Origin of the sequence: Aeromonas sp. S41-2 (assembly GCF_027705845.1) — a bacterium.
In the GTDB taxonomy this organism is placed as follows: Bacteria; Pseudomonadota; Gammaproteobacteria; order Enterobacterales; family Aeromonadaceae; genus Aeromonas; species Aeromonas hydrophila.
On record NZ_JAPDCG010000001.1, the window covers coordinates 398,492 to 424,706 of the forward strand.

22 protein-coding genes and 1 pseudogene are annotated in these 26,215 nt (G+C 62.4%); 16 read left to right on the plus strand and 7 right to left on the minus strand.

Features of this window, described 5'->3' with window-relative positions; all coding sequences use genetic code 11:
• The first annotated feature begins 94 nt into the window (after nucleotides 1-94).
• Nucleotides 95-1,288 (plus strand): ROK family transcriptional regulator, encoded by a 1,194-nt coding sequence (locus tag OKC44_RS01820; RefSeq protein ID WP_270810691.1) that lies wholly within the window; start codon nucleotides 95-97, stop codon nucleotides 1,286-1,288.
• 21 nt (nucleotides 1,289-1,309) lie between these two features.
• On the opposite strand, the gene dsdC is transcribed toward OKC44_RS01820, so the two are convergent.
• Nucleotides 1,310-2,263, minus strand: coding sequence for a DNA-binding transcriptional regulator DsdC (gene dsdC / locus OKC44_RS01825; protein ID WP_270810692.1), 954 nt, complete (start codon nucleotides 2,261-2,263; stop codon nucleotides 1,310-1,312).
• A gap of 221 nt (nucleotides 2,264-2,484) precedes the next feature.
• On the opposite strand from dsdC, the gene dsdX reads away from it, so the two are divergent.
• From dsdX to OKC44_RS01840, 3 genes are all read left to right on the plus strand, one after another.
• Nucleotides 2,485-3,822 carry a D-serine transporter DsdX gene (gene dsdX / locus OKC44_RS01830; RefSeq protein ID WP_187268259.1) on the plus strand — a complete coding sequence of 446 codons (1,338 nt, stop codon included), beginning with the start codon at nucleotides 2,485-2,487 and terminating at the stop codon, nucleotides 3,820-3,822.
• A gap of 16 nt (nucleotides 3,823-3,838) precedes the next feature.
• A complete protein-coding gene (locus tag OKC44_RS01835) occupies nucleotides 3,839-5,170 on the plus strand; it encodes a D-serine ammonia-lyase (RefSeq protein WP_270810695.1) in 1,332 nt (443 codons plus the stop codon).
• 333 nt (nucleotides 5,171-5,503) lie between these two features.
• Nucleotides 5,504-5,680, plus strand: coding sequence for a hypothetical protein (locus OKC44_RS01840; RefSeq protein WP_011705338.1), 177 nt, complete (start codon nucleotides 5,504-5,506; stop codon nucleotides 5,678-5,680).
• Nucleotides 5,681-5,767: 87 nt separating this feature from the next.
• On the opposite strand, the gene icd is transcribed toward OKC44_RS01840, so the two are convergent.
• Both icd and OKC44_RS01850 read right to left on the minus strand, forming a co-directional pair.
• Entirely contained in the window at nucleotides 5,768-7,021 is a 1,254-nt protein-coding gene (icd, locus tag OKC44_RS01845) for an NADP-dependent isocitrate dehydrogenase (RefSeq protein WP_011705337.1), read from the minus strand.
• Between the two features lie 202 nt (nucleotides 7,022-7,223).
• Nucleotides 7,224-8,099: a helix-turn-helix transcriptional regulator gene (locus OKC44_RS01850; RefSeq protein ID WP_005298937.1), complete on the minus strand. Its 876-nt coding sequence runs from the start codon at nucleotides 8,097-8,099 to the stop codon at nucleotides 7,224-7,226.
• A 129-nt stretch (nucleotides 8,100-8,228) separates the two neighbouring features.
• On the opposite strand from OKC44_RS01850, the gene manA reads away from it, so the two are divergent.
• Together manA and OKC44_RS01860 are read left to right on the plus strand one after the other, a co-directional pair.
• Nucleotides 8,229-9,428 (plus strand): mannose-6-phosphate isomerase, class I, encoded by a 1,200-nt coding sequence (gene manA / locus OKC44_RS01855; RefSeq protein ID WP_270810697.1) that lies wholly within the window; start codon nucleotides 8,229-8,231, stop codon nucleotides 9,426-9,428.
• A 239-nt stretch (nucleotides 9,429-9,667) separates the two neighbouring features.
• Nucleotides 9,668-10,174: a hypothetical protein gene (locus OKC44_RS01860; protein ID WP_026080359.1), complete on the plus strand. Its 507-nt coding sequence runs from the start codon at nucleotides 9,668-9,670 to the stop codon at nucleotides 10,172-10,174.
• Nucleotides 10,175-10,250: 76 nt separating this feature from the next.
• Here the strand turns inward: OKC44_RS01860 and OKC44_RS01865 are convergent, their stop codons facing one another.
• The gene (locus tag OKC44_RS01865; protein ID WP_011705333.1) at nucleotides 10,251-10,400 is read right to left on the minus strand and encodes a hypothetical protein; all 150 of its coding nucleotides are present in this window, start codon (nucleotides 10,398-10,400) and stop codon (nucleotides 10,251-10,253) included.
• Nucleotides 10,401-11,135: 735 nt separating this feature from the next.
• Between OKC44_RS01865 and OKC44_RS01870 the strand changes: the two are divergent.
• Nucleotides 11,136-13,022, plus strand: a pseudogene (locus OKC44_RS01870) (PTS fructose transporter subunit EIIC).
• Nucleotides 13,023-13,223: 201 nt separating this feature from the next.
• Entirely contained in the window at nucleotides 13,224-13,511 is a 288-nt protein-coding gene (locus tag OKC44_RS01875) for a hypothetical protein (RefSeq protein WP_118881612.1), read from the plus strand.
• A 64-nt stretch (nucleotides 13,512-13,575) separates the two neighbouring features.
• Here OKC44_RS01875 and OKC44_RS01880 read toward each other — a convergent pair whose 3' ends face one another.
• Both OKC44_RS01880 and malX read right to left on the minus strand, forming a co-directional pair.
• The gene (locus OKC44_RS01880; protein ID WP_270810700.1) at nucleotides 13,576-14,778 is read right to left on the minus strand and encodes a MalY/PatB family protein; all 1,203 of its coding nucleotides are present in this window, start codon (nucleotides 14,776-14,778) and stop codon (nucleotides 13,576-13,578) included.
• 73 nt (nucleotides 14,779-14,851) lie between these two features.
• A complete protein-coding gene (gene malX, locus OKC44_RS01885) occupies nucleotides 14,852-16,438 on the minus strand; it encodes a maltose/glucose-specific PTS transporter subunit IIBC (RefSeq protein ID WP_270810702.1) in 1,587 nt (528 codons plus the stop codon).
• A 275-nt stretch (nucleotides 16,439-16,713) separates the two neighbouring features.
• Here malX and OKC44_RS01890 point away from each other — a divergent pair, with 275 nt between their 5' ends.
• Nucleotides 16,714-17,751, plus strand: a complete 1,038-nt coding sequence (locus OKC44_RS01890; RefSeq protein WP_101617577.1) for a Mal regulon transcriptional regulator MalI — start codon at nucleotides 16,714-16,716, stop codon at nucleotides 17,749-17,751.
• 25 nt (nucleotides 17,752-17,776) lie between these two features.
• Here the strand turns inward: OKC44_RS01890 and OKC44_RS01895 are convergent, their stop codons facing one another.
• Nucleotides 17,777-19,021 (minus strand): NADH:flavin oxidoreductase/NADH oxidase family protein, encoded by a 1,245-nt coding sequence (locus tag OKC44_RS01895; protein ID WP_270810706.1) that lies wholly within the window; start codon nucleotides 19,019-19,021, stop codon nucleotides 17,777-17,779.
• A gap of 212 nt (nucleotides 19,022-19,233) precedes the next feature.
• Between OKC44_RS01895 and OKC44_RS01900 the strand changes: the two genes are divergently transcribed.
• From OKC44_RS01900 to OKC44_RS01930, 7 genes are all read left to right on the plus strand, one after another.
• A complete protein-coding gene (locus tag OKC44_RS01900; RefSeq protein WP_270810708.1) occupies nucleotides 19,234-19,698 on the plus strand; it encodes a MerR family transcriptional regulator in 465 nt (154 codons plus the stop codon).
• Between the two features lie 95 nt (nucleotides 19,699-19,793).
• A complete protein-coding gene (locus OKC44_RS01905; RefSeq protein WP_043124233.1) occupies nucleotides 19,794-20,069 on the plus strand; it encodes a hypothetical protein in 276 nt (91 codons plus the stop codon).
• A gap of 45 nt (nucleotides 20,070-20,114) precedes the next feature.
• Nucleotides 20,115-20,591, plus strand: a complete 477-nt coding sequence (locus OKC44_RS01910) for a GNAT family N-acetyltransferase (RefSeq protein WP_270810712.1) — start codon at nucleotides 20,115-20,117, stop codon at nucleotides 20,589-20,591.
• Nucleotides 20,592-21,035: 444 nt separating this feature from the next.
• Nucleotides 21,036-22,943, plus strand: coding sequence for a PTS fructose transporter subunit IIABC (locus tag OKC44_RS01915; RefSeq protein ID WP_270810715.1), 1,908 nt, complete (start codon nucleotides 21,036-21,038; stop codon nucleotides 22,941-22,943).
• Between the two features lie 415 nt (nucleotides 22,944-23,358).
• Nucleotides 23,359-24,765 carry a hexose-6-phosphate:phosphate antiporter gene (gene uhpT, locus OKC44_RS01920; RefSeq protein WP_043124246.1) on the plus strand — a complete coding sequence of 469 codons (1,407 nt, stop codon included), beginning with the start codon at nucleotides 23,359-23,361 and terminating at the stop codon, nucleotides 24,763-24,765.
• A 312-nt stretch (nucleotides 24,766-25,077) separates the two neighbouring features.
• The gene (locus tag OKC44_RS01925; protein ID WP_041217721.1) at nucleotides 25,078-25,383 is read left to right on the plus strand and encodes a PTS fructose transporter subunit IIB; all 306 of its coding nucleotides are present in this window, start codon (nucleotides 25,078-25,080) and stop codon (nucleotides 25,381-25,383) included.
• Nucleotides 25,384-26,151: a PTS sugar transporter subunit IIA gene (locus OKC44_RS01930; RefSeq protein ID WP_044799539.1), complete on the plus strand. Its 768-nt coding sequence runs from the start codon at nucleotides 25,384-25,386 to the stop codon at nucleotides 26,149-26,151.
• Nucleotides 26,152-26,215 lie beyond the last annotated feature (64 nt).

The window sequence follows — 26,215 nt, forward strand, 5'->3', positions numbered from 1 at the left end:
TAGTAAAAATTTCAGTGAGACCAGATTAGAATGGTTAAACCACCATTAATTGCCTAAAGATCACGCAATACAGTAAGCGGAGTTTAGTGAAGTGATGAGCACAGGGTTGAACAACCAGAAGGTACGCCACCACAACAAGCAGGTGCTGCTGGCCCTGCTCTACCAGCTCAAGGAGGCGAGCAAGTCCACCCTGGCACGCCATTGCGAGCTCTCCATTCCGGCGGTCAGCAAGATCCTCGACGAACTGGTCGCCGAAGGGGCCATCAGCCACAGCGACCAGAACCTCTCCCAGCGCGGCATCAATGGTGGCAGCTACCGCATCGCCAGCGGTCAGGGGGCAATCCTCTGCCTCAATATCAGCCCCACCAGTCTGGAGAGCATTCTGGTGGACAACCTGATCACCCCCCTCGATGACTACGCCGGTCAGAAAATTGCGCCGCAAACCCCGGACGAGCTGCTGCGTCTGATTGAGGCCTGCTACTACCAGCACAAGCGCCGCCACAAGGGGCTGGCGATCCGGCTGGCCATTGCGGTACACGGTCAGGTCAACCCGGCCAGCGGGGTGTCGCAGACCATGCCGCAAGCCCCCTGGCACGCGCCGGTCGAGCTCAAATATCTGCTGGAGGAGCGCCTCGGCTGCGAGGTGATGGTGGACAACGACTGCATCATGCTGGCGCTGGCCCAGAAATGGCAGGGGGCGGAAAACGTCGGCGATTTTTGCGTCATCAACGTCGATTACGGGATCGGTTCAGCCTTCATCATCAACGGCCAGATCTACCGGGGAGCCCTGTTTGGCAGCGGCCAGATCGGCCACACCATCATCAACCCGGATGGCAGCGCCTGTGCCTGTGGCCGCTACGGCTGCCTGGAGACGGTCGCCTCCCTCTCGGCCATCAAGAAGCGGGCCCGGGTCTTTCTCAAGCAGCAGGGGGCGGATCCCGCTGCGCTGGCGGAGGGGCGTGTCGGCACAGCCCAGCTGCTGGCACGTTACCATCAGGGGGATCCCATGATCCGGGCCATGGTGGACGAAGGAGCCCGCGCCATTGGCCTGAGCCTCTACAACTTCCTCAACATCCTCAACATCAACCGTATCTGGCTCTATGGCCGCAGCTGCGGTTTTGGCGAGGAGTGGCTGCAGACCATCATCCATCAGACCGGTGCCAACCCGTTTGACTGCAGCGACGCCGTCAACGCCACCCACATCCGTTTTGGCCAGCTCAGCCGCGCCCAGCAGGTGATGGGGATTGGCTATCTCTATGTGGAAAATGTCCTGGCACAGCCTCGCTAGCCTGTTTGCGCAAGGGCTGACTCAGTCCCGCGCCTGCTGGCAGGCCCAGTCGATGAAGGCTTGTGCCTTGGGGTTCTGGCAATTGGGCAGGGTGGCGATGTAGTAGCGCTGGGCGCAGCGCACCGCCATGTCCGGGAAGGGGGCCACCAGCTCGCGCCGCGCCAGCCGCTTGCTCACCAAGTTCTGCCGTCCCATGGCGATCCCGGCGTGGTTCATGGCGGCGATGATGGCGAGATCGGAGCGATCAAACCCCATGCTGGCCCTGCATGCCGAAAGCGACACGCCGGACTGCTCGGCCCAGCTGGACCACTCGTCGCCGTCGGAGTCATGGCCCCAGGCTTGCCGATCATGGAGCAGGCGGCAGTGCGCCAAGTTGGCCGGGTTGCCGAGCAGCCCGTGCTGTTCGGCATACTCCGGGCTGCACACCGGCACCATGTACTCGTCCATCAGCGGATGGATGGCGAACCGCGTAGGCGTCTTGTCATCGAAATAGAGGGTGAGATCGATGCCGTAACCGTGCAGGTTGATGTTCTCGTTGCCGGTCATGATGTTGAGCTCGATCTGGGGATGCAGGCGGGAGAAGTCCGCCAGCCGAGGCACCAGCCAGCACTGTGCGATGGAGGGGCGCGAGTAGACGGTCAGGGTGCCCGACAGCTCCTGATGGCGGATCTCCAGGATCTCCTGGTTGATGAACTCCAGCGATGACTTGAGCGCCCAGAACACCCGCTGCCCGTCTGCCGTCAGCGCCACCTTGCGGTGAAAGCGCTGGAACAGCTTGAAGCCGAGATCCTCCTCCAGCGCGCTTATCCGGTGGCTCACCGCACTCGGGCTGAGCGCCAGCTCATCGGCCGCCAGCGCAAAGGAGCCGTGTCTGGCTGCCGCTTCGAAGGTGTGCAGCCTGGCCAGCTGATAGCCGTTGAGCAGTTTGTTTCCCGCGATGCGGCTTCTGGCCACCTGATGATCCTGCTGGTACATGACGCCCCCATTGCCCCCTTCCACACGTGCGCCGATGATACCGAAAAAGCGCTCTCTTGCATCAGCTCACACCATGCAAAACCACCTTCACAACATAAATGTGATGAATGTGGCACCTTTGCATCAATCCAGCTCACCCAAACTGCCGATTTCATCATTTGTCAGGGAACCTGCATTTTCATTCAATAGCGCCAACATCATTCCCATGACAGAGGCACGCCATGAATTCAGAAATGTGGATCGTCGGAACCCTGCTGACCAGCATACTGCTGATCGTCGTCACCATAGTGAAGGGCAAGGTCCACCCCTTCCTCGCCCTGTTGCTGGCGAGCTTCTATGTGGGCACCCTGATGGGGATGAACCCGCTCAAGATGGTCAATGCCATGGAGGAAGGCATAGGCGGCACGCTGGGCTTTCTGGCCGCTGTCATCGGCCTTGGCACCATACTCGGCAAGATGATGGAGGTGTCGGGCGCCGCCGAGCGCATCGGCCTCGCCCTGCAGCAATGCCGCTGGCTGTCGCCCCAGGTGACCATGGTGCTGGTCGGGCTGGTGTGCGGTATAACCCTGTTTGTGGAGGTGGGGGTAGTACTGCTCATTCCGCTGGCCTTCTCCATCGCCCGCAAGACCAACACCTCGCTGCTGACCCTGGCCATTCCGCTCTGTACCGCCCTGATGGCCGTGCACTGCATAGTGCCACCCCACCCCGCCGCCCTCTATGTCACCAATCAGCTGGGCGCCGATGTGGGATCCGTCATCGTCTATGGCCTCGCGGTCGGGTTGTTTGCCTCGCTGGTAGGCGGCCCGCTGTTTCTGAAGCTGCTGGGCAAGCGGGTACCGTTCAAGGAGGTGCCTGCCGCCTTTGCCGACATCCAGGCCCGCAACGAGGCCGAGCTACCCACCTTGGGCGCCTCTCTCTTCACCGTGCTGCTGCCCATCCTGCTGATGCTGGTCAAGACGGTGGCCGAGCTCAACATGGATCACGCCAGCCACCTCTATACCCTGCTGGAGTTTATCGGCAACCCCATCACCGCCATGTTCATCGCCGCCTTCACCGCCTATTACGTACTGGGGATCCGCCGGCGCATGCAGATGGAAGGGCTGCTGGACCAGACCGAGCAGTGCTTCTCCTCCATCGCCAACATACTGCTGATCATCGGTGCCGGCGGCGCCTTCAACGGGGTACTCAAGGCCAGCGGCCTGGGGGACGGCCTGGCCACCATCCTCTCCCAGCTCGACATGCATCCCATCCTGCTGGCCTGGCTGGTGGCCATCGTGCTACACGCCGCCGTGGGCTCAGCCACCGTCGCCATGATGGGGGCGACCGCCATCGTCTCCCCCATCATGGTGCACTACCCGAACATCAGCCCGGAGATCATGACGCTCGCCATCGGCTCCGGTGCCATTGGCTGCACCATGGTCACCGACTCCCTGTTCTGGCTGGTCAAGCAGTATTGCGGCGCCACCCTGAACGAAACGCTCAAGTACTACACTACCGCCACCTTCGTCGCCTCCCTGATGGCGCTGGCCGGCACTTTCCTGCTCTCCTGTATCGTGTAACGAGGCCGAGAACACCATGAAAAACATCGACGTATCACAACTCACCCAGCAGTTTCCGCTGCTGCAATCCCTGATCGTGCTGGAACCGGTGACTTGGTTCAACCCCAAGGCCACTACCCTGAAGGAAGGTCTGCCCCATGTGGGACTGGATGGCCGCGATGTGGCGGATGCCTCCGCCCGACTCGCCCGCTTCGCCCCCTACCTGTGTGAAGCCTTCCCCGAGACCCGCGCCAGCAAGGGCATTCTCGAATCCGACATCGCCGTCATTCCAGCCATGCAGCGCACGCTGAATGCCCGTTACGGAGTCGATGTGAGCGGCCGGCTGCTGCTCAAAAAAGACAGCCATCTGCCCATCTCCGGCTCTATCAAGGCCCGCGGCGGCATCTACGAGGTGCTGGCCCATGCCGAGCAGCTGGCCATCAAGGCCGGTCTGCTCTGCGAAGAGGACGATTATCGCAAGCTGTTCACAGACGATCTCCGCCACTTCTTCAGCCAGTACAGCATCGCGGTGGGCTCTACCGGCAACCTTGGCATGTCCATCGGCATCATGAGCGCCCGCCTCGGCTTTCGCGTCACCGTCCACATGTCGGCCGATGCGCGGGAGTGGAAGAAGCGCAAGTTGCGCGAACATGGCGCCATCGTGGTGGAATACGCCGAGGATTACGGGGTGGCGGTGGAACAGGGCCGCAAGGAGGCTGAGCGCGATCCCGCCTGCTTCTTCATCGATGACGAGAACTCCCGCACCCTGTTCCTCGGCTACGCGGTGGCCGGTGAGCGGGTGAAAAAGCAGTTTGATGACATGGGGATTGTGGTGGACGCCGACCATCCGCTGTTTGTCTACCTGCCTTGCGGCGTCGGTGGCGGCCCCGGCGGGGTGGCCTTTGGCCTCAAGCTCGCGTTCGGGGACCACGTCCACTGCCTGTTCGCCGAACCGACCCACTCCCCCTGCATGCTGCTCGGGGTGCACACCGGCTTGCACGATGCCATTGCGGTGCAAGACCTTGGCATTGACAACCTCACCGCGGCCGACGGCCTCGCGGTGGGGCGCGCCTCCGGCTTTGTCGGCCGCGCCATGGAGCGGCTGCTGGCAGGTTTCTACACCCTGAGCGATCAGGAGATGTATGACCTGCTCGGACTCTTGGCCCGCGCTGAGCAGATCAAGCTCGAACCCTCGGCACTGGCCGGCATGGCAGGTCCGTGGCGCGTCGCGGCCAACCTTGAGTGGCAGGCCAGCCAAGGGCTGAATGCAGCCAAGATGGCCCGGGCCACCCACCTGGTATGGGCCACCGGCGGTGGTATGGTGCCCGCCGAGGAGATGGAAAAGTACCTGGCCAGCGCCCGCCTCTGATCTTTTTTCAGCCATAAAACCCGCCAGATTGGCGGGTTTTTCTCGTGTGGGATCAGCAAGATGGCGCCCCTGCTCACCATCCCACACATCAGACGGCCAGACAGCTGGACACCTTGAATTGCCGACAATCCCCCCAAGCTGGTTATTTTGTGATACGATAGTGGCCGTTTTTTGACATCTGCACCCACGTTGGCGCCCTGATCCGGCGAGATCGCGACCCAATCCGTCGATCACAACCATCACGGGCATGCAGAAAAACCGTGGCCTGATGGCCCCGTCCGGCACAAAGCTTGGCGGCGGTCAGCAAGACACACGAGATAAGGAGATCGGGCAATGAAACAATATCAAAGCTGGCTGGGACAATATCTGATGAGTCGCCGCGATGGGGATCACGCCATGGCATCCGAACTCGCCAGCTCCATCTGCGAGTTCTGGCAGGCCCAGGGAGACGAGGCCGAGTTCAGCAAATGGCAGCAGATCTACCAGCAGCACGTGGAAAAGACCACCTGACCCATTGGGTGCCCCCCATCGGCACCCGCCCATCACCCATAAAAAAACCGGCGCTCATGGCGCCGGTTTTGCATTTCAGGGACCAAATTACATCTGGTCGACCATGTCCTGGGCGAACTGGGAGCAGGAGCGCAGGGTGGCCCCTTCCATCAGACGCTCGAAGTCATAGGTGACGGTCTTGTTGCGGATCGCCGCTTCCATCCCCTTGATGATGAGGTCGGCCGCTTCGGTCCAGCCCATGTGGCGCAGCATCATCTCGGCGGAGAGGATGAGGGAGCCTGGGTTGACCTTGTCCTGACCGGCGTATTTCGGCGCGGTGCCGTGGGTTGCTTCGAACAGGGCCACGCCGTCGCCGATGTTGGCACCCGGTGCGATGCCGATGCCGCCCACCTGGGCCGCCAGCGCGTCGGAGATGTAGTCGCCGTTCAAGTTCATGCAGGCGATGACGTCATACTCGGCCGGGCGCAGCAGGATCTGTTGCAGGAAGGCGTCGGCGATGACGTCCTTGACCACGATGGTCTTGCCGGTTTTCGGGTTCTTGAAGGAGCACCAGGGGCCGCCGTCGATGAGCTGGGCATCGTACTCTTTCTGGGCCAGGGCGTAGCCCCAATCCTTGAAGGCACCTTCGGTGAACTTCATGATGTTGCCCTTGTGCACCAGGGTCACGGAGTCGCGATCGTTGTCGATGGCATACTCGATGGCGGCACGCACCAGACGCTCGGTGCCGGCCTTGGACATGGGCTTGATGCCGATGCCGCAGGTCTCGGGGAAGCGGATCTTCTTCACGCCCATCTCGTTTTGCAGGAAGGCGATCACCTTCTTGGCTTCGTCGCTGTCGGCTTTCCACTCGATGCCGGCGTAGATGTCTTCGGCGTTCTCGCGGAAGATCACCATGTCGGTCAGATCAGGACGCTTGACCGGGCTCGGGGTGCCCTCGTAGTAACGGACCGGGCGCAGGCAGATGTAGAGATCCAGCTCCTGGCGCAGGGCCACGTTGAGGGAGCGAATACCGCCACCGACCGGAGTGGTCAGCGGGCCCTTGATGGCCACGCAGTATTCACGAATGAAATCCAGGGTTTCGGCCGGCAGCCAGGCACCTTCGCCATAGACATGAGTCGACTTCTCGCCGGTGTAGATCTCCATCCAGGCGATCTTGCGCTCGCCTTTGTAGGCTTTCTCGACCGCGGCATTCACCACATTCAACATGGCCGGGGTCACGTCCACACCGATGCCATCCCCTTCGATAAACGGAATGATCGGATGGTTGGGAACCTGCAGCTTGCCGTTGGCATCGACTGTGATTTTCTGGCCCTGGGTCGGGATAACTACTTTGCTTTCCATCGGCATCTCCTAACTTCCGTTTGTTATCAATCTGTAAGTTGCGCGCGGCCATCTTAAGCCCATCCATTTGCAGAATCAAATGGCGAGCACGCATGTCAGACCATAGTCGCGCACTGGATCACAATGCGTCCCTTCGGCCTGCTCCGGATCCGAAGCAGCCCCGCCGGTGCCTGACTCGGACAGGCTCCAGCAGCATCCCTGCTTATCCCGCCAGCCCCTCGGCCTGCCCCTGCGGCTGGCTGAGTGCCCGGTACTGGGAGGGGGTCAGCCCGGTCTTCTGCTTGAACACCCGGCAAAAATAGTTCACATCGCTGTAACCGCAGCGACTGGCCACCTCTTCGAGGCGAAAGCGGTATTTCTTGAGCATGAACTTGGCCCGATCGATGCGCACCCAGCTGATGTAATCGGCCAGGCGCATGTGCCCCTGCTCGCGAAACAGGTGCGACAGGTGGCTGGCCGAGACGTTGAAGCGATGGGCGATCGAATCCCGGCTGATGGGGCGGTGAAAGTTCTCCTGGATATAGATGCAGATCCCGTGAAACAGCTCGGCCCCCCGCGGCCGCTCGAAGGTGGACTCGGCCAGCAGCTGGCGCACGCTGGTGAGCAGCGCCTGCAGCAGGTGATTGTCGGTGGGGGAGCGAGCGGGATCCTCGGTCAGCACGTTGAGTGCCGCCAGTATGTGTTCGTTCACATGGCCGGCCCGAGCCATGATGCTGTGCTTTTGCACGTCAAAGAAATCGGGGTCTTCCCGCCGCTTGCTCACCAGACTGAAGCCGAGCTGACGCTTGCCGAACAGCAGGCTCAGCACCGAGCAATCGGTGGTCCAGAGTGGCTTGTTCCAGCCGTTGGGGGGGATGTAGAGCGCCTGCCCCGGGGCGATGCAGATCTCCTGGCAGCCCTGCTCCCTGTCCCAGATCTGGTTGCGGTACTCGCCGCTGAACACCAGCTCGAGGCGGGGAAAGTTGACCTGATAGCTGAAACCGGGCGGCACCCCCTGATCCTGGGCAAACCAGATCTGGTCGAAGGGGGCCTGCTCGTGGAGGGCGCCATCGAGCAACTGGCTGAAGACAAGAGACATGCTGATCCTGATCAAGAGAGAGGCAAGCGGTTGCGGTGCCCGCGACCGCCCATGTTATAGTCCGGTCCACGGCAGCAATGCCACCCTTTTCTGCACCCGATTTTCTGCACACCAAATGAGGCATCCCTTATGAGCAGTCGCGATCTGCCCTCTTTTTTGTCAATGCAAAATCCGATTCAAGGCTACGACTGGGGCAGCCATGACGCCCTCACCACCCTGTTTGGCATCCCTAATCCGGCGGGCAAGCCCCAGGCCGAACTGTGGATGGGTGCCCACCCCAATGGCTGCTCCGAGGTAGTGCTGGCCGGGCAGGCGCAAAAGCTCTCGACCCTGATAGAGCGCGCCCCCGCCGCCGTGCTGGGCGAGGCCACCCAGGCCCGTTTCGGCAGCCTGCCGTTCCTGTTCAAGGTGCTGTGCGCCGAGAAGGCCCTCTCCATTCAGGTGCACCCGAGCAAGGCGCAGGCCGAAGCCGGCTTTGCCAAGGAAGAGGCCGCCGGCATCTCGCCCAAGGCAGCCAATCGCAATTACAAGGATCCCAACCACAAGCCCGAGCTGGTGTTTGCCCTCACCCCCTATCAGGCGATGAACGGCTTTCGCGCCATCCCGGCCATCCTGGCGCTGTTCGAGCGGGTCAAGCTGCCCGCCCTTGCCGAGCTGGTCGCCGCCCTCGCCGCCAGCCAGAATGAAGCGGGTCTGCAGCACTTCTTCCACCAGCTGCTGGTGCTGGAAGGGGCGCGCAAGGAAGAGGCACTGACGGGCCTGCTGGCCTTTGCCGCCGCCCATCAGGATGAAGAGACCTTTGCGCTGATCACCAGTCTGGCCGCCCAGTACCCGGGGGATGTGGGGCTGTTCTCGCCGCTCTTGCTCAACGTGGTGACCCTGCAGCCCGGTCAGGCCATGTATCTGGACGCCTGCACCCCGCACGCCTATGTACGCGGCACTGGCCTCGAGATCATGGCCAACTCCGACAACGTGCTGCGCGCCGGGCTCACCCCCAAGTACATAGACGTGGCCGAGCTGTTGGCCTGCACCCGCTGCTTACCCAAGCCGGACGACCAGATCCTGCTTGCCCCCCGCATGGAAGGGGCGGTGCAGCACTTTGAGGTGCCGGTACCGGACTTCACCTTCAGCGTCTACCCGGCGGGCGAGCACCAGCTCACCACCGCCAGCGCCGAGATCCTGTTTGCCATCGACGAGGCCGTGATCCTCAAGCGCGGTGACGACACCCTGCGCCTCGAGAAGGGTCAGTCCGCCTTCATCCCGGCCGCCACCGGCCGCTACCAGCTGCTGGCCGAGGGCCGGGTCGCCCGCGCTGGCAACCGCTGCTAAGCCGATTCAAATCGACCCATGACCGCAAGGGCCATCCAGGATGGCCCTTGTTTTTTGGCGGTCTCAGCCACCGCGCCCCCCTGCTCTCTGCCGACAAATTTCTTGATGTGCGGCATAAATTCATCAGATCCTGCTGTCGTCCTCTGCCGGGTTGGCTATCATGCCCGTCTGGCTATCACTGCGCCTTGACCCTCGCCGGCGCCACCACAGTCACCCGGCACCAGTTCAGGAAGAACATCATGAAAGGCTACTGCGGACTATCCGTTTTACTGCTGGCGCTGCTGGGCAGCCCGGTGCATGCCGCCTGTGACAAGGGGGTGGCGCTCAGGCTGGCCAAGGCGTTCTGGAACGAGCACAAGGATTTCTATTACGCCGACCCGGCGCCGCTCAAGGCACTGCTCACCCCCGACTTCTTCGCCGTGTTGAGCAGCGAGGCCGCCTGCAACGCCGATGGCGAGGTGTGCGCCATCGATGCCGATCCCTGGATCAACGCTCAGGATGGCGAGGTGAGCGAACCCGTCAGCTTCACCCTGGCCAACGCACAAGAGCAAGGGGTAACGGTGAGGATGCAGTATCTGTTCGCCCTCTCCGACACCCAGAAAGAGCCGCAGACGGTCAGCCTCCACTTTCAAAAGAGCGGCGACAACCGCTGCTACCTGATGGATGACTTCATCCCCCCCGGCGACGGCTCGCTCAAGCAGCGCCTGCGCCAGTGGCAGAGCCACAACGCCATCGAACCGCAATAAAAAACCCCCGCCGTGCTGGCGGGGGTTTTGCATTCTGCCGGGCCGCGTGCGCCTCAGCGCCGGGCTGGCCACGAGGTCACTCCTCCACGGCCTCCGGCTGAGGCTCTTCAGCGCGGATCTGCTGCAGCTCTTCGACCCTGGCCTGCCATTTGTCGTGGGCCTGTTTGCGCTCCTGTTGCTTGAACTCTTCGCGCATGGTGTCGATCTCTTGGACCAGTTTTTCCATCGGGATGTCTCCTTACATCTGGGTGAACATGACAAGTAAAACGGGTTGACGGCACACTCCGCATCAAGGGCGCTGGCCTGTCGGTTCATCAGGTTTGACTTCCGGTTTGCCAAAACTGTCCAACTAAATAAACGATTGGATATGCAAAAAGCAATCTAAAAAATGATTAAACGTCTCCCACCAGGCCGTCAAAAGTAGGTCAAAACCGCCTCTTATTACTCCAACCAAGAAAATGCATCCCATTAATTATCAAATATTTACATCCACTCCACTGCAAGTCTGCATACCCTTTTCAATCGGCCGATTATGCACTGATTTTTCATCCCCCCTTCTTGCGTTTCCTGCCACCCCGCCACCATGAGCATCCCCCAAAGCCAGGCCACCGCTTTTGCCGACCGGCTCACAATTTTCTCGCCTGCTCGAGCGCACAAATCTCCATCCCACCGCCTGCCGACAGCATTCAGGCTCACTACTTATTGGTCATCAGCCGTACGCAGATTAAAAATAACCGACTGTTTTTAAATGTATTTCTATAAAAACGAGATCATTCATTCAGGCAGGACAAAATGCGAGCAGGGTCACAGGCAAGCACCGTCGGCACAAAAATCCAGTAAAGGGCACATATGTCCGATTTCGGCCGCGGCACTTGGGAGAAACAATAGGCAGGTCAACCCGTTGCACCACCGTTTTCAACAGGACCATTTCCATTCGGACGGCACCAGCCAGGAGAGAACCATGCTCACCACCCTGATAGATGAAGGATTGATCTGCCTCGATCTTGCGGCCCGCGACAAGCAGGCGCTGTTTGTCGAACTGGCCGCCAGGCTCAAGGCCAGCGGCAAGATAGCCAGTCAGGAGCAGTTTGTCCGCGACCTCTGGGCGCGGGAGGAGCTGGACAATACCGGCTTCGAGCAGGGGGTCGCCCTGCCCCACGCCAAGAGCGAGGCGGTGCGAGAGCCCGCCATCGTGGTCGGCATCAGCCGCCAGGGCATCGACTACGGCGCCGAAGATGGCGAGCCCTCCAAGCTGTTCTTCATGATTGCCTCCCCGGCGGGCGGCGCCAACCACCATATCGAGGTGCTGGCCGAGCTCTCCACCAAGCTGCTGGAACCCGGTTTCATCGCCAGCATGCAGGCGGCCACCAGCCGCGCCGAGGTACTCGCCTTGCTGGCCGCACCAGGGCCGTCCGTAGCCCCTGCCGCCCCTCAGGCGCAACCTGCCCAGCCGGCGGAACCCCAGGATCGCAGCATCAAGGCACAGCTCAACACCCTCAAGCAGCACCTGCTGTTTGGCACCTCCCACATGATCCCCTTCATCGTCGCGGGGGGCGTGCTGCTGTCGCTGTCGGTGATGATCAGCGGCAAGGGCGCCGTGCCCGAGGCGGGCGTGCTCAAGGACATGGCCGACATGGGCATCGCCGGGCTCACCCTGTTTACCGCCGTGCTGGGCGGCTACATCGCCTACTCCATGGCGGACAAACCGGGCCTGGCCCCCGGCATGATCGGCTCCTGAATTGCAGTGCAGCAGTTTCATACCGGTTTTCTCGGCGCCATCCTGGTGGGCTTTATCGCCGGCCTCATCGTCAACCAGCTCAAACGCATCAAGCTGCCGGATTCCATGAGTTCGCTCGGCTCCATCTTCATCTATCCGCTCATCGGCACCTTCCTGGTGTGCGGCATCGTCATGTGGGTGATAGGCGCCCCCATCGCGGCCATGATGGAAGGGATGAACCACTGGCTCTCCGGCATGGCGGGCTCAGGCAAGGTGATGCTGGGGGCCATCCTCGGTGGCATGACCGCCTTTGACATGGGCGGCCCCATCAACAAGGTGGCCACCCTGTTCGCCCAGACCCAGGTCAACACCCAGCCCTGGCTGATGGGCGGGGTCGGCATCGCCATCTGCGTGCCGCCGCTCGGCATGGCGCTGGCCACCCTGCTCTCGCCCAAGCGTTACAAGAAAGAGGAGCGTGAAGCGGGCAAGGCGGCCGCCATCATGGGCATGATCGGCATCAGCGAGGGGGCCATTCCGTTTGCCGCCGCCGACCCGGTGCGCGTCATCCCGGCCATCGTCGCAGGCGGCATCGTCGGCAACATCACCGGTTTCATGATGCACAGCATCAACCACGCCCCCTGGGGCGGCTGGATCGTGCTGCCGGTGGTGGAAGGCAAGATGGGCTATATCCTCGGCACCCTGCTCGGCGCCCTGACCACGGCCCTTATCGTCAACCTGCTGAAAAAGCCGGTCAGCGACACCGAAGAGAGCAACGAGCGCCAGGAGGAGTACCAGATCATCGAGGCGGAAGGGGAAGCCGAAGTGCTGGCCATCACCGCCTGCCCCTCCGGCGTGGCCCACACCTTCCTGGCCGCCAAGAGCCTGCAAAAAGCGGCCGCCAAGGCCGGCATCAAGCTCAAAGTGGAAACCCAGGGCGCCAACGGCATCATCAACCGCATCAGCGCCAAGGACGTGGCCAACGCCCGCTGCGTGATCTTTGCCCACGATGTGGCCATCAAGAACAAGGAGCGCTTCGCTAATATCGATGTCATCGACGTCAAGACCCGGGAGGCCATCCATAACCCGGAAGGGCTGCTGGCCCGCACCCAGCCGGGACGCCAGGTGGCCTGACAACGGCAGTTGAGAGAGATATGACAAAAGGGGCCCTGGGCCCCTTCTTTTATCTCGGCATCAGGCAACAGCAACCCCCCTTCGTCAGCCGCCCGAACGGGGATAGCGTCCTCCCCCTCAGAATCGATAAGATAGGAGCCATATTGTGCCTTCGCCTGCCAGCCGGCCTGGCGACCGCACCTGGACGGAGCCTTGCAAAACATGGAATTGACGGACGTACTGCTCACCCTGGCGGGTCTGGTAACCGCCGGCATCATTCTCAAGAACCGCGCGGTGACCCAGCCCGACTGGGACAAGCTGCCTACCCTGCCCGAGTACCTTGCCCGCCATCCCGAATGTGCCACCAACGATAGTGAAAACGCCAGTTGCTGTGCCTGCGGTTCGCACAAGGTGCTATTTCAGCCGCTGACCGGCGTCGGCGATTACCGTCTGCGCCACACCTGCCTGGCCTGCGGCAAGGTGCTGTTTCGCAGCCGCGCCATTCTCTGACTCAAGGTAAGCACCGACAACTCACCACCTCGCAATAAGCAAGCCGCCCTCGGGCGGCGGCGCGCTATCCGGCCAGCAGCTCTTGCAGTGCGCTGATCAAGGCGTCGAGGCCTTTATCTACTTTCGAGCGAGGGCAGCCGACGTTGAGGCGAAGATAGCCTGTGCCTTCCGGGCCATAAGTGTCGCCGCGCATGATGGCGACCCGGTATTTTTCCACCAGCAAGGTTTGCAGCGCATCCATCCGTTCGGTGGTGTCGATGCCAAGGCCGCGCAGATCAATCCAGGCGAGATAGGTCCCCTCGGGCACCCGATAGTCGATGGCGGGGAAGGCGGCGTTGAGCCGCGCCGCCACCAGGGTGAGGTTGCTATGCAGATAGCTTTTCAGGGCATCGAGCCAGGCACCGCCGTCCCGATAGGCGCTGATATGGGCTAGCACCCCGAGAATGGGCGGCGATGAGAGGCCATGGGCCGCCTTGAGCCGCTGCAGATAGCCGGCCCGCGCCTCGGCGTTGGCAATAAAGGCGTAGGCGCCGCCAAGGGCCGGAATATTGAAGGATTTGGAACCCGAGCTCACCAGCGCCCAGCTCTCGTCCGGCGCCACCTCGCTCCACGGCAGGTAGCGGGCAAAGCTCACATCCATATGGATGTCATCCGAGATGACCTTTACTCCGTGGCGCTGGCAGATGGCGGCCATCCGGTCCAGCTCATCCCGCGTCCAGACCCGACCGGTAGGATTGTGGGGGCTACAGAGCAGCAAAATCCGGCAATCGGGGCGAGCAGCCTGTTGCTCGAAGCAGGCCCAGTCGACTTGGTAACCTCCCTCTATTTTTTTGAGCGGACAAGGCAGCAGCACCCTGTCGTTGGCAGCCAGCATATTGCCGAAGGCGTCGTAGGTGGGGGTATGCACCAGCACGCCTTCGCCCGGCGCAGACCAAAGGCTCACCAGCTGGGCGATGATGTAGATGACCGAAGGGCCGTAGACCAGGGTTGCTGGATCAAGCTGCGCCCCGTAACGGTGGGCAAACCAGTCGCTCACCGCCCCCTTGAAGTCGTCGTGATTCCAGCGGCTGTAGCCAAAGACGCCGTGCTCAAGGCGCTTGGCCAGGGCCGCGCGAATACAAGGCGCTGTCTCGACATCCATGTCGGAGATGGTAAAGGGGAGCAAGTCAGCGTGGCCGAATCGGTCAGCCACATAGTCCCACTGAGTGCAGTAGGTGCCGTGGCGATCGACGACGCGATCAAAATCAAAGGATTCGGTATTGGGCATCTCTTTCTCACCAGTAAAACAGCAATGAACAAGGGGGCATGGCGCCCCCGAGGTAGGGTAACAGAGGGCCGACTCAGGCCCCCATCAGGCTCTGCAGCTGGTTTTTCACCAGATGGACCTGGGGCCCGATCACTACCTGCAGGTTGTGCTCGTCGAGCTTGATCACCCCGATGGCGCCGTTCGCCTTCAATACCTTGTCATCGACCCGGCTCATGTCCTGCACCGACATCCGCAGGCGAGTGATGCAGTTATCGAGCGCCAGGATGTTGTCGGCGCCGCCCAAGGCGTTGAGGATCACCTCGCCGTTGTAACCGCTGTTGCCTGCCTTCTTGCCCGCGGGCTGGGCAGCCTCGCTGGCCTCAATCTCGCGGCTCTCTTTTTCACGGCCAGGGGTTTTGAGGTTGAAGCGTACGATGGCGAAGCGAAACACCCCGTAGTAGATGGCAAACCAGATGGCGGCTGCGACCGGCACCAGATACCACTTGGTGGCGGTGCCTTGCAGTACGCCGAACACCAGAAAATCGATGAGGTTGCCGTCGGTGTTACCGATGGTGACACCCAAAAGCCCCATAGTCATAAAGCCCAGACCGGTCAGGATGGCGTGAATGACGTAGAGCACCGGCGCCACGAACAGGAACAGAAACTCCAGCGGCTCCGTGATGCCACCGATGACGCAGGCCACCACACCGGAGACCAGCAGCGCCTTGATCTTGCCGCGATTTTCCGGGCGGGCGCAGTGATACATGGCGAGCGCCGCTCCCGGCAGGCCGCCGAGGAAGGCCGGCATCTTGCCCTGAGAGAGGAAGGAGGTGGCCGATACCGAGAACTGGGTGGTGTCGGCGCAGGAGAGCTCGGCGTAGAAGATGTTGAGCGCGCCGCTCACCTCGTTGCCGCACACCAGCGATGTGCCGCCCGCCTCGGTAAAGCGGATCAGCGCCACCAGTATGTGGTGCAGGCCGAGCGGCAGCAGCAGCCGCTCGCCGGTACCGAACAGGAAGGGACCGAAGGGGCCGGCGTGGGAGATGAGCGTCCCGATGCCGTTGATGCCGGCGGCAAACCAGGGCCAGACCAGGGGCACCACCAGACCGACCACCCCCAGCACGATGGCGGTGATGATGGGCACGAAGCGGGCACCGCCGAAGAAGGCGAGCGCATCGGGCATCTGGTAGGTGTAGAAACGGGCGTGCAACTTGGCGACGATCACCCCGACGATGATGGCCCCCAGAATGCCGGTGTCGATGGAGCTGATGCCGAGGATGGATTGCACCCCGTAGGCCTTCTCCGCCGCCCCGTCACCGATGACGTTGGCCACCGTGAGGTAGAAGTTGATGGAGAGGTTGAGCGCCGCATAGCCGACAAAACCGGCAAAGGCCGCCACTCCCTTCTCTTCCCGCGCCAGGCCCAGCGGAATGGCCACCGCGAACATCACCGGCAGGTAGATAAAAGCCACCAGCCCCACCTTGGTCATCCAGAGGAACAGCAGTTGCAGCACGGTATTGTCGAGGAAGGGCATGCTCTGCTTGACCGCATCGCTGGTGAGCGAGCTGCCGACACCGAGCAGAATGCCCGAGAAGGCCAGCAGGGCGACCGGCAGCATGAAGGTCTTGCCGAGGCTCTGCAGAAACTCCCATACGGTGGATTTGGCGGGGGACTTGGCCATGTGTCAGATCCTTGTGAGGTGAGGGTCATTCGATACGCCTGCCCGGTAGCCTCCCTGACGGATGGCGACGGCGAGCCGTATCTGGTTTTGCTGAATGATAAAACGTTTTATCAACTCACAAGTGCCGACAGGATCACAGTTCAACCGCCCTGCTGGACACTGTTCCTCAAATTTGTGAGGCAGATCCATGGGCGCGGGATGTAACGTTTCACTCGGCAACCCAAGCGGGTATGCTGTGCACCTCGTCTCTTCGCCTTGATCGCCACCGCCTGCCTATGTCGCCCAAACCGCTGCTCGCCAACAACCCCAAGATCACCGATGTGGCCCGGCTGGCCGGGGTCTCGGTCACCACTGTCTCCATGGTGCTGCGCGGCAAGGGGCGCATCTCGCCGGCCACCGCCGAGCGAGTCCAGCAGGCGATAAAAGAGCTCGACTACGTACCCAACAGCGCCGCCGCCAACCTGCGCAGCCAGCAATCCAACCTGGTGGGGCTGATCCTGCGCGACATCACCGACCCCTTCTATACCGAGGTGACCGCCGGGGTGAGCGAGGTACTGGAGCAACAGGGCTATCTGCTGTTTCTGACCCAGTGCGGCCACAGCCCGGAGCGGTTGCAGCAGAGCATCCAGTCCCTGTCGCGCCAGGGGGTGGCGGGCATCATCTTCAACCCGGTGCGCGGCGCCGCCGCCAAGCCGCTGGAAAACCTGCTCGGCTCGGCGCTGCCGCTGGTGTGCGCCGCCCGCTCCTACTATCGGGACGACGTGGACTTTATCGGCCCGGACAACACCCACGCCGCCCAGCAGGCTACCACCTATCTCATCGAGCAGGGCCACCGCCATATCGCCTACGTTGGCGGGCGGGCCGATTCCCTCACCCGCGCCGAGCGCATCGGCGGCTACTGTGCCAGCCTGCTGCAATACGGCCTCCCCTTCAAACCGGAGTGGGTACTGGAGTGCGAGCGCACCCAGCGCAGCGCCGCCGACACCATCGCCCAGCTACTGCACCGGCACCCCAAGGTGACCGCCGTGCTCTGCCACTACCCGGAGGTGGCCCTCGGCGCCATCTACGGCGTCGAGGCGAGCGGACGTAGCGTAGGCAAGGACAACTACGTCGGCCAGCAGGTGGCCCTGCTCGGCTTTGACGATGTGGCGGAGGCCGAGCTCACCTTCCCCGCCCTCACTTTCGTCAGCTCGCCGGCCCGCGACATCGGCCGCCAAGCGGCCCTGCGCCTGCTGACCCGATTGCAGCAACCCGAGCTCGCCCCCACCCGCCATCTCATCATCCCCAGCCTGCAAAAGCGGGCATCGGCCTGAGTTCGCTGGGTGGCAAGCCCCCCCTTCACTTTTCCTGCGCCTTGATCCAGTGTCTATAGCGGGCGTTGCCAAGCAGGGTCTGCCACTGCTGGCAGGCCAGCGCCAGGGCGGGCGCGATCTTGGGGCGGCTCGGCTGCCCGCGCCCCAGCCGCCGCAACTGGTATTTCACCATCGCCATGTAACCTACCGAGGCCAGCACCTTGTTGCGCCAGGGGATGGGCCTGAGCTCGGCACTTGCCGCCTGTTCACGGTGCCATCTGGCAGGCAGATCCGGGGCGATGGCCAGCGCAGTGGCCATGCCGGCGACCGCCACCCCGCTGCCAAGCACCTGCTCCACCACCGGGTAGCGGCGAATTCCCCCGGTCACCATCACGGGCATATGGGCAACAGAGACGATCTCCCGAGCGAACGCCAGAAAATAGGCCTCCCGCGCCAGAGTCCGACCATCGCGGGCCTGGCCGTGCATGGCGGGCGCCTCGTAACTGCCGCCGGATAGCTCCACCAGATCCACCCCGATCGGGTTGAGCATCTCCACCACCGCCTTTGCATCCTCGGTGCTGAAGCCGCCACGCTGAAAGTCGGCGGAGTTGAGCTTGGCCGACAGTGCGAAGCCGCTGCCCGCCTGCTGGCGGATCCCTTCAACTATCTCCAGCAGCAAGCGGGCGCGATTCTCAAGGCTGCCGCCCCAACGATCGCGGCGCTGGTTGGTAAGTGGCGAGAGGAACTGGCTCAGCAGATAGCCGTGCGCGGCATGGATCTGTACCCCGTCAAAACCGACACGCTGTGCCAGCAGCGCCGTGTTGATGAAGCGCGCCTTCACCTCGGCAATGTCGGCCTCGCTCATGGCTCTGGGCGGAGAGAACTGCCTCGAGAAACTGCCGAGCGCCATGGGTACGGCGGAAGGGGCCAGGGTGGGCTGACCCAGCGCCGCCGGCATCTGGCGACCGGGGTGGTTGATCTGCATCCAGATCTGGGCGCCACCGCTCTTGGCCGCCTCGGCCCAGGCACTGAAACGCCCGGCCAGCGCTGGGGAGAGATCGTGGGAATCTAGTACCACTCCCCCCGGCCCCGTCATGGCGTGGCCGTCCACCATTACATTGCCGGTGATGAGCAGGCCGGCGCCACCCTCTGCCCAGGTACGATAGAGCTGGATCAGCGCCTCTGAGGGGGCATGGTCACGGTCGGCCATGTTCTCTTCCATGGCGGCCTTGGCGAGGCGGTTGATAAGCTGGCTGCCATTGGGCAGGGTCAGGGGAGTAAATGGGTTCATGGCGATCTCCTCGGTAGTGAGGACCCCACCATAAGTTTGAAGCTGACTTGAAGGTCAAGCCCCTTTATCGGGATGCCATCGCGATGGGAGAAATGGTATCCACCCGCACAGCCCATAGGACCGTTGACATTCAAGCGGGCTTTAACCCTAGAATTCCCCTTGAGCCCCCCTTTCGGCGGGCAGACCCGCCAACCCACAGCCCAGGAGACAAGATGAAGATCGGTGAACTGGCCAAACAGACCGGCATGGCGGCCTCGGCCATCCGTTTCTACGAAGCCAGAGGCCTGCTCAGCAAGGTACGGCGGCGTACCAACGGCTATCGCGACTACCCGCCCGAGACGGTACCCTTGCTGACCATCATCGGCCAGGCGCAACAGGCAGGCTTCTCCCTCGACGAGATCAAGCAGTTGGTGCCCGCAGATATCAGTTCTTGGCAACACGCCCCGCTACTGGCGGCGCTCGAGGCCAAGGTGAGCGACATAGAAGCGCTGGAGGCAAGACTTGCCCACAGCAAGCAGCAATTGCAGGCCCTGATCCGGCTGGTGGAGTCCAAACCCGACGAGATGCCGTGTGAAGAGAACGCCGCCCGGGTATTGGCCAGCATGGGTATTCCCTCCCCCGAGGGCATCGCAAAAAAAACCATCGCAACCAAGCCCGTTACGCACCCCAAAAAGTGATCCCGCTCGCAACCAGCACACGCCCCCAGCATGGGGGATTGAGAGCCAACTGAAGAAGACTATGATGGGCGCGCCATCCATAACAGGTCATCATCATGACAACAGAGTGCACCGCCCAACCCCAAAGCGAGCCACCAAGCGAAATCCATCGCTGTGACAAATGCCGGGAGCGCACCCGCCATATCGTGGTGCTGGTCGCCCGCGATCACACTCAGGACATCATGCCCAAGGACCCCCGCAAAGCCTTCTGGCAAGCCTTTACTTCCAGCAGCATCACCAACTGGGCGTTTGGCGAAACGCTGGCTTACCAGGCCACCCATGTAAAGCACCTGATTTGCGAGCGCTGCGGCGAGAAGTTTCTGGAGTATTGAGGCCCAGAGGACGGCGCTCCCCGGACCGTCACAGCGAGATAAAAGATGACGTTTGTCGAGATGGACCCCAACCAACTGCCGCTGGCACTGCTGCTGGAGGCAGATCCCGCAGAGCAGCGCATTGCCGCCTATCTGCCCGGCGCCTGGGGCTTTGCCGCCCTGGCGGGCAACGAGGTAGTGGGCGCCTGCGTGGCGGGTCTGGTGGGGGAGCAAATGGCCGAGATCTTCAATATCGCCGTAGCCCCCAAACGCCAGCAGCAAGGCATCGGATCCAGCCTGCTGCGCTTCGTACTGACCAGCCTGGCCGGGAAAGGGGTATGCCGCGTCGAACTCGGCACCGGCAGCTTCGACCACCAGCTCACTTATTACCAGCGCCACGGCTTTCGCGTAGATAGCGTCGTAAAGGATCACTTCCTTATCCACTACTCCGAGCCCCTGATGGAGCACGGCATCCAGCACAAGGATATGCTGCGGCTCTCGCTGATGCTGGATCACGGTATTCCTATGCAACCCGTTAGGTAGGGGGCAATAAGCGCAGCGCATTGCACCTCTACCTTTCCGGCCTCCCCTTACCAAGCCCCCCGTTACCGCCATTTATGTGCGACAGCTCACACCCCGCCCGCTCTTTTCACCTCACAAATTTACAGTTTTGCACCGATTCCTGGCCGGATAACATCACCCTCCATCATAAAAGCACGTTGAAAGAACCAACATCAAGATACTGATTATTAAAGACAAAAAATCATTCTTCGATTCAATCCAGACCCATTTTGTCAGCTGGTCTGCTATGCGATCAGGATCACACTCAAGGTCATATCGCACAAAAATCCAGTATTTCGCAGTTTTGTCCGCTAGGTACGCAGCTCAGCGGGCGGGATAATAGTGGGGTCACTTTTGTCTGCATGTCCTGGGCGGTAGCCCAGGAAAAGATGCCAACAGGCTCCGGCCAGGAGCAGGGAGAACGCCATGATCACCACCCTTATCAACGAGCAGCTGATCGCGCTCGATTTAAAGGCCACGCGCAAGGAGGAGGTCTTCACCGAGATGACCCGTCTGCTCGCGGCGCAAGGCAAGGTCAGCGACGAGCAGCAGTTCATCAAGGACCTGTGGGCCCGGGAAGAGCTGGACAACACCGGCTTTGAAGAGGGCGTCGCCCTGCCCCACGCCAAGAGTGCGGCGGTAAGCACCCCGGCGGTGGCCATCGGCATCAGCCGCGCCGGCATCGAGTACGGCGCCGAGGATGGCAAGCCCTCCCGGCTGTTTTTCATGATTGCCTCCCCGGCCGGTGGCGCCAATCAGCATATCGAGGTGCTGGCCGAGCTCTCCGCCAAGCTGATTGAAGAGGGCTTTATCGATGCCCTGCTGGCAGCCAAGACGCCTACCGATGCGCTGGCGCTGCTGCTCGAGAAGAAAGCGCCGCAAGTGGCCGCCCCGGCCGCCGACAAGGGGTTGATCATCGGCGTCACCGGCTGCCCCGCCGGCATTGCCCACACCTATCTGGCGGCGGAATCCCTGGAGCGCGCCGCCAAGGAGCTGGGCTTTGAGGTGAAGGTGGAGACCAACGGCTCCATCGGCGTCAAGAACAGCCCGACTGCGGCCGAGATCGCCCGTGCCAGCGCCATCGTGGTGGCCTGTGACAAGCAGGTGGACATGGCCCGCTTCAACGGCAAGCCGCTCATCAAGACCGGCGTGAAGGCCCCCATCAAGGATGGCAAGGGGCTGATCGAGCAGGCGCTGAAGGCCCCCGCCTACGTGGCGGACAAGGATGAGCGCAAGAGCGAGGAGAAGAGCTCAGGCGGCAGCTCGGATCTCTACCGTTATCTGATGAACGGCGTCTCCCACATGATCCCGTTTGTGGTCACGGGGGGTCTGCTGATCGCCCTGGCACTGGCCATCGGCGGCGATCCGACCCCGAGCGGCATGCAGATCCCGGCAGGGAGCATGTGGAACCAGATCCTCAACGTGGGCGTGGCCGCCTTCACCCTGATGATCCCCATTCTGGCGGGCTACATCGCCTACGCCATCGGTGATCGTCCGGCACTGGCACCGGGCTTTATCGGCGGCTGGATCGCCAACAACGGCAGCTTCTACGGCGCCGACGCCGGTACCGGCTTTATCGGTGCCATCATCGCGGGCCTCCTGGTCGGTTATCTGGTGCGCTGGATTGCGACCCGCCACTACCACAAGATGGTGCAGCCATTGGTGCCGATCCTGATCGCCCCCATCGTCGGGTCGCTCTTTATCGCTGCCGTCTTCATCTTCATCATCGGTGCCCCCATTGCCGACATGATGACGGGTCTGAATGCCATGCTGCTCTCCATGAGCGGTGGCAGCCTGGTACTGCTGGGGATCGTGCTGGGCGGCATGGCCGGCTTTGACATGGGTGGCCCGGTCAACAAGGTGGCCTTCCTGTTCTCGGTGGGCATGATCGCCTCCGGCCAGACCCAGTTCATGGGCGCTATGGCCTGCGCCATCCCGGCCGCCCCCCTTGGCATGTCGCTGGCTACCGTGCTCGGTCGCAAGCTCGGCATCTTCGACGCCACCGAAATTGAAGCGGGCAAAGCCGCCGGTGCCATGGGTCTGGTGGGGATCTCCGAGGGTGCCATTCCGTTTGCCGCCCGTGATCCGCTCGCCGTCATCCCGGCCAACGTGCTGGGCAGCATGACCGCCGCCGTGATGGCCTTCCTGTTTGGCATCACCAACAGCGTCGCCCACGGTGGCCCCATCGTGGCCCTGCTTGGCGCCGTCAACAAGCCGCTGCTGGCGCTGCTCTGCATGATCTGCGGCGCCATCGTCACCGGCGTGGTGGCGGTTGCCCTGAAAAAACTGCGGGTCAAGAAGGGTGACGAGGTGACGCTGGCCAAGGCCGCCTGATCCCTGCCCAACCAAGCCATCCCCCGCGGGGTGGCGACCAAACCGGACGAGGCCACCTGCGGGTGGCCTCCTCTTTTGTCGGGTTCGAGAGAGCCCGTCCACCTCTGCAGTACGACGCCGGCTTGTGATCCTCTTCACGCTTCGCGGCCGGAACCCGCCAAACTAGGAAATTTTCCTACCCCCCCTAGGGATGGCTCTCACGCCATTTGCAGCGCGCCTCATTAAAGTCACGCTACCTGATGTGGTTACCCGACCCGCGCCATGGCGCAAGGGACGGGCATGGGTTCAATCGACAGGGGCTCGCCGCGCACCGCGCCCGCTTCCTGTTGTTCTTTCCGTGGCGTGACCTCCAACACCAATCAAAAAGGGAGGAACGCGGCGGAAACAGCGTCTATCTCGCAGAGGATGAACGAAGATGTTTAAACTGCTCGAACAGGTCCGGGTCCCCACCCTGAACCTGCCGGTCGAAGCCCGGCGCAAGCTCTGGTTCAAACCGTTTATGCAATCCTATCTGGTTGTGTTCATCGGTTACCTGACCATGTATCTGATCCGCAAGAACTTCAACATTGCGCAGAACGACATGATCCAGGAGTACGGTCTCTCCATGACCGAGCTCGGCATGATCGGCCTTGGCTTCTCCATCACCTACGGGGTGGGCAAGACCATCGTCTCCTACTATGCCGATGGCAAGAACACCAAGCAGTTCCTGCCACTGATGCTGATCCTCTCCTCCCTCTGCATGCTGGGCTTCAGTGCCAGCATGGGCGGTACCGGTTTCAGCCTCTACCTGATGATCTTCTTCTATGCGGCCAGCGGTTTCTTCCAGAGCTGCGGCGGCTCCTGCAGCTACTCCACCATCACCAAGTGGACGCCCCGCAACAAGCGCGGCACCTATCTGGGCATGTGGAACCTCTCCCACAACGTGGGCGGCGCCGGTGCGGCCGGGGTGGCGCTGTTCGGTGCCAACTACCTGTTCGATGGCAACGTGCTCGGCATGTTCATCTTCCCCTCCATCATCGCGCTGATCGTCGGCTTCATCGGCCTGCGCTTTGGTAGCGACTCGCCGGAAGCCTATGGCCTCGGCAAGGTGGAAGAGCTGTTTGACGAAGTGGCTAGCGAAGAAGATATCGCCACCGAGGAGCAGCAGCTGACCAAGTGGCAGATCTTCGTCAAGTACGTGCTGATGAACAAGGTGATCTGGCTGCTCTGCTTTGCCAACATCTTCCTCTACGTGGTGCGTATCGGTATCGACCAGTGGTCCACCGTCTATGCCCACCAGGAGCTCGGTTTCTCCAAGGAAATCGCCATCCAGGGCTTTACCTTCTTCGAAGTGGGCGCCCTGGTCGGTACCCTGATGTGGGGTTACCTCTCGGATCTGGCCAACGGTCGCCGTGGTCTGGTGGCCTGCGTGGCGCTGGCGCTGATCATCGCCACCCTGGGGCTCTACCAGCATGCCACCACCCAGTTCATGTTCCTGGGCTCCCTGTTCCTGCTGGGCTTCCTGGTGTTCGGTCCGCAGCTGCTGATCGGCGTGGCCGCCGTGGGCTTCGTGCCCAAGCAGGGCATCAGCGTGGCCGATGGCGTCAAGGGCACCTTCGCCTACCTCATCGGTGACAGCTTCGCCAAGCTGGGTCTGGGCATGATTGCCGACGGCACCCCCATCTTCGGCCTGACCGGCTGGACCGGCACCTTCGCGGCGCTGGACATGGCTGCCGCCGCCTGTCTGGTGCTGATGGCCTGCGTCGCGGTTGCCGAAGAGCGCAAGATCCGCCGCATCAAGCGGGAGCTGAAAGCTGCCACCCTGGCGACCCAGTCCGTCTGAACCAGCGCGAACTGAAAGCCGCCACCCTGGCGACCCAGTCCGCCTGAGCCCCGGCATCCGCCCAAGCAGACCGGGCAGTCACTGCCCGGTCGCACGGTTTCACTTTGTAGTGTGCATTCGGCCCGCCCTCTGGCGGGCCGTTTTTTATCCCCTCTTTTCCCCACTTGTCCCTTTTGGGGCCGCAAAAGCGCTCATCCCTTGCCCATCCCTTCAACAGAGCGCAGTCGGGATCCCATTTTTGCCTCCGCCCCTTTGGCAAGGCCGCCCCTTGGCGCTATCTTGTTGCCCCACCCGAATTTGCCGTGAGAGCCCATGAAGATCCTCGCCGTCACCGCCTGCCCCACCGGCATCGCCCACACCTACATGGCCGCCGAGGCGCTGCAAAAAGCCGCCGACAAGCTGGGGCTCAAGATCAAGGTCGAAACCCAGGGCGCCATGGGGCTGGAGAACATCCTCACCGCCCGCGACATCGCCGGTGCCGATCTGGTGCTGATCGCCTCCGATATCGAGATTGAGCAAAAAGATCGCTTCCTCGGCTGTCCCATCCACCAGGTGGCGCTGGAGGCGGTGCTGCTCGATGCGGTGGCCGTGCTCAAGGCCGCCGCCCCCGGCGTCTGAATGCTGATCCGCGAGATCTCCTTTCACTGCCGGCTGGGGCTCACCATCACCCAGGCCAAGCAGTTGAGCCGGCTGGCCGGGCTGTTCAAGTCCCATATCCAGTTCATCAACGTCACCCGCCGTCAGGCGGTAGAGGCAACCAACCAGCTCTCCCTGCTCACCCTGGCCACCCAGCCCGGCGATCTCTGCCTGCTGCTGATAGAGGGGCTGGATGCCGAGCTCGCCCACATGGCCTTCACCTGCTGGTGCGTGGAGCTGGGCCAGCCACTGGGGCGCCCCGGCAGCGCCGCCCTGGCCGAGCAGCGCCTCAGTCAGGCGCTGCCCGACTATTGCTTCACCCTGGCTCAACTTGGCCATGCCACGGCGCCCCTCGACAAGGGCCAGGCATTGGCGGTGCTGGTGGATCTGCTGCCCGCCGCGCTGATAAACGACAGGCCCATGCTGGAGCAGGCCATCGCCGCGCGCGAGCAACTGGCCGCCACCATTATCCGGCCCGGACTCGCCATGCCCCACGTCATCTGCCCCGCCATCCGCCGACCCGCGCTCTCGCTGCTCAGCAGCAGCGAGCCCATCGAGTGGGGCTCCGCACTCGGGCCGGTGCAGACCCTGATTTTGCTGGCGGTGCCCGCCGGCCTGGCTCCCGAGCAGTTGCGCCCACTCACCCGGCTGGCCCGCGCATTGATGGACGATCAGGTGGGCACAGCGCTGCTGCACGCAGGCTCCGCCCCCGCCCGTCAAGCCATCGTCATCGACGGCCTGCTCGGCTGAGCGGCTAGCCTCCCGTCCCCGTCGTTCATGCCCGCGACAGCCCCCTGTGGTACACTCGCCCTTC

What these genes read in the sequence shown, in the direction of transcription:
- OKC44_RS01865 (WP_011705333.1), bottom strand. Translation starts at nt 10,400, where the DNA reads ATGGAAAAACTGGTCCAAGAGATCGACACCATGCGCGAAGAGTTCAAG.
- OKC44_RS01880 (WP_270810700.1), bottom strand. Translation starts at nt 14,778, where the DNA reads ATGCCCAATACCGAATCCTTTGATTTTGATCGCGTCGTCGATCGCCAC.
- icd (WP_011705337.1), bottom strand. Translation starts at nt 7,021, where the DNA reads ATGGAAAGCAAAGTAGTTATCCCGACCCAGGGCCAGAAAATCACAGTC.
- dsdC (WP_270810692.1), bottom strand. Translation starts at nt 2,263, where the DNA reads ATGTACCAGCAGGATCATCAGGTGGCCAGAAGCCGCATCGCGGGAAAC.
- manA (WP_270810697.1), top strand. Translation starts at nt 8,229, where the DNA reads ATGAGCAGTCGCGATCTGCCCTCTTTTTTGTCAATGCAAAATCCGATT.
- OKC44_RS01895 (WP_270810706.1), bottom strand. Translation starts at nt 19,021, where the DNA reads ATGAACCCATTTACTCCCCTGACCCTGCCCAATGGCAGCCAGCTTATC.
- OKC44_RS01840 (WP_011705338.1), top strand. Translation starts at nt 5,504, where the DNA reads ATGAAACAATATCAAAGCTGGCTGGGACAATATCTGATGAGTCGCCGC.
- OKC44_RS01930 (WP_044799539.1), top strand. Translation starts at nt 25,384, where the DNA reads ATGCTGATCCGCGAGATCTCCTTTCACTGCCGGCTGGGGCTCACCATC.
- OKC44_RS01925 (WP_041217721.1), top strand. Translation starts at nt 25,078, where the DNA reads ATGAAGATCCTCGCCGTCACCGCCTGCCCCACCGGCATCGCCCACACC.
- OKC44_RS01835 (WP_270810695.1), top strand. Translation starts at nt 3,839, where the DNA reads ATGAAAAACATCGACGTATCACAACTCACCCAGCAGTTTCCGCTGCTG.
- malX (WP_270810702.1), bottom strand. Translation starts at nt 16,438, where the DNA reads ATGGCCAAGTCCCCCGCCAAATCCACCGTATGGGAGTTTCTGCAGAGC.
- OKC44_RS01820 (WP_270810691.1), top strand. Translation starts at nt 95, where the DNA reads ATGAGCACAGGGTTGAACAACCAGAAGGTACGCCACCACAACAAGCAG.
- OKC44_RS01850 (WP_005298937.1), bottom strand. Translation starts at nt 8,099, where the DNA reads ATGTCTCTTGTCTTCAGCCAGTTGCTCGATGGCGCCCTCCACGAGCAG.
- OKC44_RS01905 (WP_043124233.1), top strand. Translation starts at nt 19,794, where the DNA reads ATGACAACAGAGTGCACCGCCCAACCCCAAAGCGAGCCACCAAGCGAA.
- OKC44_RS01860 (WP_026080359.1), top strand. Translation starts at nt 9,668, where the DNA reads ATGAAAGGCTACTGCGGACTATCCGTTTTACTGCTGGCGCTGCTGGGC.
- OKC44_RS01890 (WP_101617577.1), top strand. Translation starts at nt 16,714, where the DNA reads ATGTCGCCCAAACCGCTGCTCGCCAACAACCCCAAGATCACCGATGTG.
- uhpT (WP_043124246.1), top strand. Translation starts at nt 23,359, where the DNA reads ATGTTTAAACTGCTCGAACAGGTCCGGGTCCCCACCCTGAACCTGCCG.
- OKC44_RS01875 (WP_118881612.1), top strand. Translation starts at nt 13,224, where the DNA reads ATGGAATTGACGGACGTACTGCTCACCCTGGCGGGTCTGGTAACCGCC.
- OKC44_RS01910 (WP_270810712.1), top strand. Translation starts at nt 20,115, where the DNA reads ATGACGTTTGTCGAGATGGACCCCAACCAACTGCCGCTGGCACTGCTG.
- OKC44_RS01915 (WP_270810715.1), top strand. Translation starts at nt 21,036, where the DNA reads ATGATCACCACCCTTATCAACGAGCAGCTGATCGCGCTCGATTTAAAG.
- dsdX (WP_187268259.1), top strand. Translation starts at nt 2,485, where the DNA reads ATGAATTCAGAAATGTGGATCGTCGGAACCCTGCTGACCAGCATACTG.
- OKC44_RS01900 (WP_270810708.1), top strand. Translation starts at nt 19,234, where the DNA reads ATGAAGATCGGTGAACTGGCCAAACAGACCGGCATGGCGGCCTCGGCC.